The sequence below is a fragment of the Streptomyces sp. NPDC015130 genome, assembly GCF_043080005.1.
In the GTDB taxonomy this organism is placed as follows: Bacteria; Actinomycetota; Actinomycetes; order Streptomycetales; family Streptomycetaceae; genus Streptomyces.
The window spans coordinates 1-8,156 of record NZ_JBIBVC010000035.1 but is presented as its reverse complement, the minus strand read 5'-3'; the positions used below and the strand labels follow the sequence as shown (position 1 = coordinate 8,156).

Below are 8,156 nucleotides of genomic sequence, written 5' to 3'. Positions count from 1 at the left end.
TCGTGGGGGGGGGGCGGGGCGGGGGGGGGGGGGGGGGGGGGGGGGGGGGGGGGGGGGGCGCGGGCGGCGGGGGGGGGGGGGGGGGGGGGGGCGCGCGCCCCGCCGCCACACCCCGGAGCTCGTCCCCCTGCACGGGGTGACGCGCACGCCGACCGTGCTCGCCGTGGCCCGGCACGAGGGGCGGCTGATGCCGGCCACCGGCATCGGCAGCGGCCACACCCCGGACCAGGCACGGGAACGCGCCCTGCTCGAACTCGCCCAGGCGGAGACGATGTGGCGGTCGAACCCCACCGCGGAGCCCGCGGAGCGGGAGTTCCTGCGCCGGTTCGAGCGCTGGCCGGCGCTCCGGCGGTGCGTGGTCCTGGACTTCGACCTCACGGCCCCTGCCCCGGAGCCGTACCCGACGCACGCCCCCACCCCGCCGTCCCCCCTGGGGGCCGCTGCGTCCCCCTCGGAGGCCCCTCCGTCCCTTCTGGAGCAGCTGACGACGCTGTCCTTCTCCGTCTGGGCCGACCGCGGCACCGTCGACCTGCACGGTCCCGATCTCCCGCCGACCCGGCTCTCCTTCGCCCACGTGGTGACGGAGCCCCAGCCCCTGCTGGGCCTGGTCCGCGCAGGCATTCCCGTGTTCGACACGGCAGAAGTGAGGAGAACCCTTGCCCCGCCCCGCCACCCACGACCTGCTGACCGCCGCGATCCTGGACGGAACCCGCAAGGACGACGTACCGCCCGAGCGTGAGACACCCCTGGGCACCGCCCTGTCCACGGTCGGGGACTGGCTGGCCTCGCAGCACCTGACCGCCGACATCCACCGGTACGGAATCGACACCGCCCCCACCTACGAGGTGCGCCTGACCGACGCCGAGGGCGTCCTGTGCTCGCGCAGCTCCGGCAAGGGCCTCGGCCATCGCAGCCTCGCGAGCGCCCTGTTCGAGAGCGCCGAGCACTACCACCTCGACTGGCGGCGCGACCACCGTGCCGCGGAGGCGCGCTTCCTGCCGGCCCTGGCCATCGCCGAGCAGCCCACCGCCCGGCCGTCCGCGCTGCTGCGCCGGCTCGCGGGCATCGCGCCCGACGCCCCGATCCTCACCCGCGCCTACCGGCCGGTCGCCGAGGCGCTCGCCACCGGGGACGGCGGGCCTCCGGCCGGCCTGACCCCCGCGCCCCACCACCACCCGGTCTTCCTCCGCGACGGCGGCTACCGCAACTGGCCGCACCCCCAGGACACCGGCGCCTTCGCACCGCTGTGGCACTACACCTCCAGCGCCGGGTACGCCGCCGGGGCGACCCTGCACGAGGCGCTGGTGCACGCGGCCAACGAGGCCATCGAGAGGGACGCCTGGTCCTGTCTCCTCGCCGCCACCTACTTCGCGGCCGCCGGCCCCGGCACCCCGGCCGCGCTGCCCGTCGTCGACCCCGCCGGGCTCCCCGGCGACCTGCGCGAACTGACCGCCGAGGTCGAACGGGCCTGCGGCGGACGGCTGCTGATCGTCTCGCTCACCTGCGACACGCGCGTCCCCGCGTACGTCGTGTGCGACGCGGACTCCGACGAACCGGTCCGGCTGATCGGCAGCGGCGCCTCGCCGGTCCCCGCGTACGCCCTGCAGCGCGCCCTCCTGGAGTACCTCCAGGTCCGCACCATGTACCGGCACGGCCCGGTGGACGCGGGGACCGAGTCGCAGCAGATCGGCCGCGCCCTGGCCCGCTATCCCCGTCACCTGGCCGCCGCCCGGTTCGACGTTCGCGCCCTGCCGCACCGGACCGTCCCCTTCGAGACGGCGGACGGACTGCCCGCCACGGCCACCCCCGAGGAGCTGCTGCTGCGCCTCGTGGAGCGGCTGGCCTCCGTGGGCGTGGAGCCCGCCTACCGGATCCTGACCGCGCCGGGGCCCGTCACCGTCGTCGACATGGTCGCGCCCGGCCTGGAGATGCTGGACAAGGCGCGGGCCGGCTATCCCGTGCTGCCGACCGGACGGCTCGACGAGCGGCTCCGCCCCCAGGGGAGTGTTGCGCGGTGAGGCTCGTACTCGTCGCACCACCGTGGAACAGCCTCTACCGCCCGTCCATCCAGATCGCCACCCTGGCGGCCCTGGCCGACCACACGCCGGGCGACCCCGTCACCCCGGTGTACGGGTATCTGGACTGGTCGCAGTACGCGGTCGAGACCCTGGGCTGGGACCCGGCCCGGTTCGTCACCGTCTACGACACCATCGGCGAGGAGCTGTACGGCCTCGGCGTCGGCGACTGGATCTTCGGCGGCCCCGCGAAGGCCGCCGGGGAGGGGCCCGGCCCGGAGGCGGCGGCCGAGGAGCACGCCCGCACCGCGTACGCGGACTTCCTCCGCGAGAAGGGCGTCGCCGAGGAGCTCGTGGGGCAGGTGCTCGCGCTGCGCGCCATCGCCCCCGACTTCGTCGCGGGCTTCGCCGACCGGCTGCTCGCCCTCGACGCAGAGATGTACGGATTCACCACCTCCTTCAGCCAGTTGACGCCTTCCCTAGCCGTGGCGCGGGCCCTCAAGGCGCGCGCCCCCGAGCGGCTGACCGTGCTCGGCGGCGCCAACTGCGACCGCCCGATGGGGCAGGCGGTCCTCGCCTCGTACCCCTTCGTGGACGCCGTGGTCCAGGGCGAGGGAGAGGCCGCCGTGGCGGCGCTCCGCGCGGCCCGGACCGCCGCCGACCTGACGGCGGCGCCCGGCCTGGCCCTGCGCCGCGACGGGGAGGTCCTGGTCTCCCTGCCGGTGGTGCAGGCCGCCGAGGCCGGCCCCGTGCCCCGCTACGACGAGTACTTCGAGCGGCTCCGCGAACTCCCCTGGGCGGAGCTGATCACGGCGCACGTGGCCCTGCCCTTCCAGATGTCCCGGGGCTGCTGGTGGGGCGAGAAGCTCCAGTGCACCTTCTGCGGGGAGAACGGCAGCGGCATGGTCTACCGCAGCAAGCAGGGCCGGCAGCTGACCGAGACGCTGCGCGAACTCACCGAGAAACACGGGGTGTTCGACACGTACGCGGTCGACACGATCCTCGCCCGGCAGGACAACGGTCTCGCCGAGCTCGCCGCCGCCGAGATCGACGTCACCACCTTCTTCGAGGTGAAGGCGAACCTCGGGCCGCGCGAGGTCGGCGAGATGCGGGCGGCCGGGGTCACCATGGTCCAGCCCGGGATCGAGAGCCTGAGCAGCGGGGCGCTGAAGCTGCTCCGCAAGGGAGCGACGGCCTACCACAACCTGCGCTTCCTGATCCTCTGCCACGAACTGGGCATCGACGCCCGGTGGAACCTGCTCTCGGCCATGCCCATGGAGACCCGGGAGATGCTGGACGAGCAGCTCCGGCTGATCCCCTTCATCACCCATCTGGCGCCGCCGTCGACGGTGAGCAAGGTGCGTGTGGACCGATACAGCCCGTACTTCGAGAACCCCGGGGAGTTCGGGATCAGCCTGATCGGCCCCGAGGCGAAGTACCGCTTCGTCCACCCCGATCCGGCCGTGGACCGGGCCGCCCTCGCGTACTCCTTCGACCACACGGAACCGGCCGGGGCCGCGGACGGGGCCGAGCTGCTCGCCCTGCGGCGCAGGCTCGGCGCCCGCGTCGGCCTGTGGAAGAAGCTCCACGACCAGTCCAGGTTCACCTTCCGGTTCGGACCCGAGCTGACCGTGCTGCACGACCACCGACCGCACGTGGGCACCGGCCGCCATCTGCTGCGCGGCGCCGACGACCTGCTGTTCCGCGCCCTGGTGCACGGCGGACGCGTGGACCAGTCCGTCGAGCGGGTGGCCCGGATGACGGGCCGCTCCGAGCCGGCGCTGCGGGCCGACCTGAACGCCTGGGGACAGCGGGGCTGGGTGCACTTCGAGGCCCGGCGCGGTCTGGTGCTGGCCACCCGGGACGGCATGCGCGACGAACTGGGGCGCGCGGCCGAGATGAGGGGCGCCGGCGGCGCCGAAGGCGAAGGACGGACGGACGGGCGGCCGGCGGTCGCCGTCCCGGCGGGAGGTTCCCATGGGCGGGCGTGAGCGTTTCAGCGTGGTCTCGGCGGACGGCACCCGGATCGTCGCCGAGCGCCGGCCGGGCCCGGGCCCGGCGGTCGTCCTGGTCCACGGGGTGGCGATGGACCGGCGGGTCTGGACGGACTCCGGGTTCCTCGCGGCCCTCCCCGCGGACGCGGACGTGATCGCCGTCGATCTGCGCGGGCGGGGCGAGAGCGGCCCCGGGCACACCGGCGAGGGCCACGCCCCCGACCGGTACACGGCGGACCTGCGGGCCGTGCTCGACCACGTGGGACGGGAGGACTGCACCCTGGTCGGCCTGTACTTCGGCGGCCGGGTCGCCCTGTGGACGGCGGCCGAGGATCCCCGGGTGGCCCGCGCGGTGTCCTTCTGCGCGCACGCGGAGGAGGTCGTGATCCCGGTCGAGGCCGTGGAGGAGGAGGCCCGCGCGGTCGAGGGCCCGGACGGGCACGCGTACCTGCGGGAGAACTTCCTCGCCAAGGGCGCCCCCGCCTGGATGGTCGAGGCCTGCGACCGGGTGGACCGGCGCGAACTGGGCGCCGCGACCCGGGGCCTCCTGCACGGCGCGGAGCGCGCCGCCGAACGCGGCACCCGGGACCAGGAACTGGTGCTCGTCACCGCCTCCGGCGACCAGGACCTCGACCCGTTCCTCGCGGGCGCGAAGCGGCTCGGCGCCCGCCTGCTGCTGCTCGACGCGCCGACGAGGGTCCGGGCGGCGGCACTGGTGACGGAGGTGGCCCGCGACCTGTTCCCGGGGCCCGGAGCGGATACGGATACGGACACGGCTACAGGCACAGGCACAGGTACGGGCACGGCTACGCGTACGAGTGCGGGCACGGGCACAGTGGGAGGGGCGGGGCCGGCATGAGCGAGCTGGAGGAGGCGCAGTGGCGGCACCGGCGCGATCTGCTGCCCGAGGGCGATCCGCTGCTGCTCGCCCTGGAGGAGCTCGCCGCCCGGCCCCGTACCCACACCCTCCGTGAGGTCCGGCTGATCGACCCGCTGACGGGCGACCCCGGCCCGGTGGAGGACCTGGAGGTCACCGACGGCGCGTACGTCACCCGGCCCTCGCCGCGCAGGGGCTCCGGCCCCTGGCGGCCGGAGCGGGAGCGTCCGTGTGCCTGGTACGCGGTGTCGGGCTTCGTCGACGCGCACGCCCACGTCTCCTCGCTGGCCGACCTGGTGGGCCTCCTGGTGCACGGGGTGACGGCCTGCCGTCAGCTGTGGGGGGAGCCCGCCCACCTCATGGCCGTCGGCGCCCGGCGCGCCCGGCACGTCGTGCTGCCCCGGCTCTGGGTCACGGCCGGGGTGATCGACGGGCCGTGCACCCGGCTGCCGAAGGCGGTGACGGTGGTGGACGACGAGCGGGCGGTCCGCCGGGTGATCGAGGAGACCGCCGCGTTCGGCTTCGACGGGGTGAAGGTCTACGACGACATGGAGACGGACGTGTTCGACCGCCTCCTGGACGCGGCCGACGAAGCGGGCGTGCCGGTGGTCGGACACGCCCCGGAGCGGGTCGGCTTCGCGACCGCGGCCCGCCGGATGCGGACGAGCGAGCACCTCTACGGCGCGGTGCCGAACGTGTTCCGGCTGCCGGCGGACCGACGGTGGCCGGCGCTCGCGGACGCGCTGGCGGGCCCCGGTGTCGCCGAGCGGGCCGCGGCCCTGAGCACGGCCCTCGCCGAGTCCGGCCGCCGCCGGCACCTGATCTGTCCGACCCTGGTGTGCTGGCGGGCCCGGAGCGGGGAACGCCGGCACACCAGGCCCTCGCGGGCGGCGCTGGCGGCGGCGACGCCGAGCCGGCGGCGGGCCTGGCAGCACGCGGCGCGGGAGGCCCTGGGTCTTGCCCCGGAGGAGGCACGCCGGCGCGGCGGGACCGTCGACCGGCTCGGCGAGCTGGTGGCGCGCACCGACAACATCGCGGGCCGGCTCCTGGTGGGGACCGACTGCGGCAATCCGTTCGTCCTCGCGGGGCCGTCCTTCCACAAGGAGCTCGCCGAACTGGAGCGCGCGGGGCTGGACTTCCCCGCGCTGCTGCGGGCGGCGACGGTCAACGCGTACCGGGCGACGGCGCCGCTGCCGCCGCCGTCCGCCCCGGCGGCGGGCGCCGCACCGCCGTCCTCGCCCGATCTGGTCCTGTACCGGCGGCCGCCCGGCGGTCGGGCGGCCGGCCTTGCCCGGCCCGACGCGGTGCTGATCGACGGCGTCCTGCTGGACGGCGCGGATCTGGACCGGCTGTGGGCCCTGCGGTTGGCCGGTTCGGGGCTGGACGCCTCGGTCTGGCCGCGTGGTGAACTCGATCCGCCGGTGTCCGGCGATCGCCCGACCAAGGAGGGTGTGGCTCTTGCAGGCCGAAGGATTTCCTGAGGGGACGGCGCCGCCCGGGTGCCCCGACGAGCAGGCGACGACGCAGGCACAGGGGCAGGAGCAGGCGCAGACACCGGCACCGGCACCAGCCGGGGGCTGCCCGGTCTCGGTGGGCTTCGACTTCTTCAACTCGCCGCAGGAGTACCGGCGGGTGGCCGCCGAACACGCCCGCGACGGCGCCTTCCACAGCGACCGGGGCACCGGCTTCTGGGTCCTCACCTCGTACGAGGGGATCTCCGCGGCGTTCCGGGACGAGGAGGCCTTCACGGTCGGGCGGGTGAGCGCGGCCGAGAGCGCCGAGGAGGAGCGGTGGATCCCGCTGACCGTGGAGGGGCCCGAGCACACCGAGTGGCGCCGCCGCCTGGCGTCCTGGTTCACCCCGCAGCGGGTACGGGAACTCACCCCCGCCATGCGGGCACGGGCGCGGCGGCGGATCGAGGAGCTCGCCGGGCGGGGCGGGGCCTCGTTCAACGAGGACTTCGCCCGCCCGTACGTCCTGGAGAACCTGATGGCGGCGGTGGGCTGGCCGGAGGAGCGCCTCGACCTGCTGCTGGCCATCGACCGGGCCATGATCGACTCCCGGTCGGCGCCCGATCCGAAGCAGGCCGCGTACGGGGAGCTGGGGCTGCCGGCGCTCGAACGGTTCGCGCGGGAGCACATCGAGCTGCGGCGGGCCGAACCGGCCGACGACCTGACGACGGCGAGCATGTCGTGGACGATCGACGGGGAGCCGGTCGGGGACGAGGACCGGGCCTCGCTGCTGTGCGTGCTGTTCCTCGCCGGGGTGGACTCCACGGTGAACCATCTCGCCAACGCCGTACAGCACTTCGCCCACCACGACGGGGACCGGAAGCGGTTCCTGGCCGAGCGGGAGATCCGTACGGCCGCCGTGGAGGAGTTCCTGCGGGTCAACTCCTGCATGTATCCGGGCAGGATGGCCGCCCGCGAAGGCGCGGCCGGGACGGCCGAGCGGGGTGACACGGTGCTGTTGCCGCTCGCGCTGGCCAATCACGACCCGTCGGTCTTCGCCCACCCGGAGCGGGTGGACTTCGACCGGGAGCGCAATCCGCACATCGCGTTCGGCACCGGGGCGCACCAGTGCCTCGGGGCGGCGTTCGCCCGCGCCCAGATCCTGACGGCGCTGGAGGAATGGCACCGGGTGCTGCCCGCGTACGAGGTCCCGGCGGAACTGCGGGAGGATCCGCCGCCGTTCCTGCGCAACTCCTACGACCTGCGGTTGGTGTGGTGAGGTACCGATGATCCTCCGACGTGTCGCGCTCGTCTCGATGCCCTGGAACAACGTGCGGCGCCCCTCGATCCAGGTGGGGACGTTGCGGTCGGTGGCCGAGGCCGAGGGGTGGGAGGTCGACTCCCACTACGCGTATCTCGACTTCTACGGTCTCGCCCGGCGACAGGCCGACGGCCTCGGCATGGAGCCCGAGGACTGGTCGGAGGCGTACCGCGCGGTCTCGGAGGAGCTGTACCACCTGGCGGTGGGCGACTGGATCTACGCCCGCCGCCACGCCGCCGAGGACGAACGGGACTCCTACTACGCGGAGTTACGGGAGCACGGGGTCGAGGAGGGGACGATCGGCCTGATCGACTCCCTGCGCGCCGTGGCGGAGACGCACGTGGAGCGGACGGCCGGGAGGCTGGTGGAGCGGGAGCCGTCGGTGATCGGCTTCACCAGCACCTTCAGCCAGAACGGGCCGACGCTCGCGGTCGCCGAACGACTGCGCGAACACGGCTACACCGGCGTCATCGTCATGGGCGGCAGCAACTGCGAAGG

At 74.9% G+C, this 8,156-nt stretch carries 6 protein-coding genes and 1 pseudogene; all 7 read left to right on the top strand.

Going from position 1 to position 8,156, the window contains the following annotated elements; translation table 11 throughout:
- The first annotated feature begins 136 nt into the window (after positions 1–136).
- A complete protein-coding gene (locus ACF08F_RS37590; RefSeq protein ID WP_392303058.1) occupies positions 137–739 on the top strand; it encodes a YcaO-like family protein in 603 nt (200 codons plus the stop codon).
- On the top strand, positions 657–2,018 hold the full coding sequence (locus ACF08F_RS37585; protein WP_392303057.1) for a YcaO-like family protein: 1,362 nt from the start codon (positions 657–659) through the stop codon (positions 2,016–2,018). The genes ACF08F_RS37590 and ACF08F_RS37585 overlap by 83 nt, the downstream gene beginning before the upstream one ends.
- A complete protein-coding gene (locus tag ACF08F_RS37580) occupies positions 2,015–4,006 on the top strand; it encodes a RiPP maturation radical SAM C-methyltransferase (protein ID WP_392303056.1) in 1,992 nt (663 codons plus the stop codon). The genes ACF08F_RS37585 and ACF08F_RS37580 overlap by 4 nt, the downstream gene beginning before the upstream one ends.
- Positions 3,993–4,868 (top strand): alpha/beta fold hydrolase, encoded by an 876-nt coding sequence (locus ACF08F_RS37575; RefSeq protein WP_392303055.1) that lies wholly within the window; start codon positions 3,993–3,995, stop codon positions 4,866–4,868. The genes ACF08F_RS37580 and ACF08F_RS37575 overlap by 14 nt, the downstream gene beginning before the upstream one ends.
- On the top strand, positions 4,865–6,367 hold the full coding sequence (locus tag ACF08F_RS37570) for an amidohydrolase (RefSeq protein ID WP_392303054.1): 1,503 nt from the start codon (positions 4,865–4,867) through the stop codon (positions 6,365–6,367). Before ACF08F_RS37575 ends, ACF08F_RS37570 begins: the two co-directional genes overlap by 4 nt.
- Positions 6,345–7,616: a cytochrome P450 gene (locus tag ACF08F_RS37565; protein ID WP_392303053.1), complete on the top strand. Its 1,272-nt coding sequence runs from the start codon at positions 6,345–6,347 to the stop codon at positions 7,614–7,616. Before ACF08F_RS37570 ends, ACF08F_RS37565 begins: the two co-directional genes overlap by 23 nt.
- A gap of 7 nt (positions 7,617–7,623) precedes the next feature.
- Positions 7,624–8,156: pseudogene (locus ACF08F_RS37560) on the top strand (RiPP maturation radical SAM protein 1); the annotation flags it as partial.

Coding starts and splice junctions, on each gene's coding strand:
- ACF08F_RS37575 (WP_392303055.1), top strand. CDS start 3,993: ATGGGCGGGCGTGAGCGTTTCAGCGTGGTCTCGGCGGACGGCACCCGG.
- ACF08F_RS37570 (WP_392303054.1), top strand. CDS start 4,865: ATGAGCGAGCTGGAGGAGGCGCAGTGGCGGCACCGGCGCGATCTGCTG.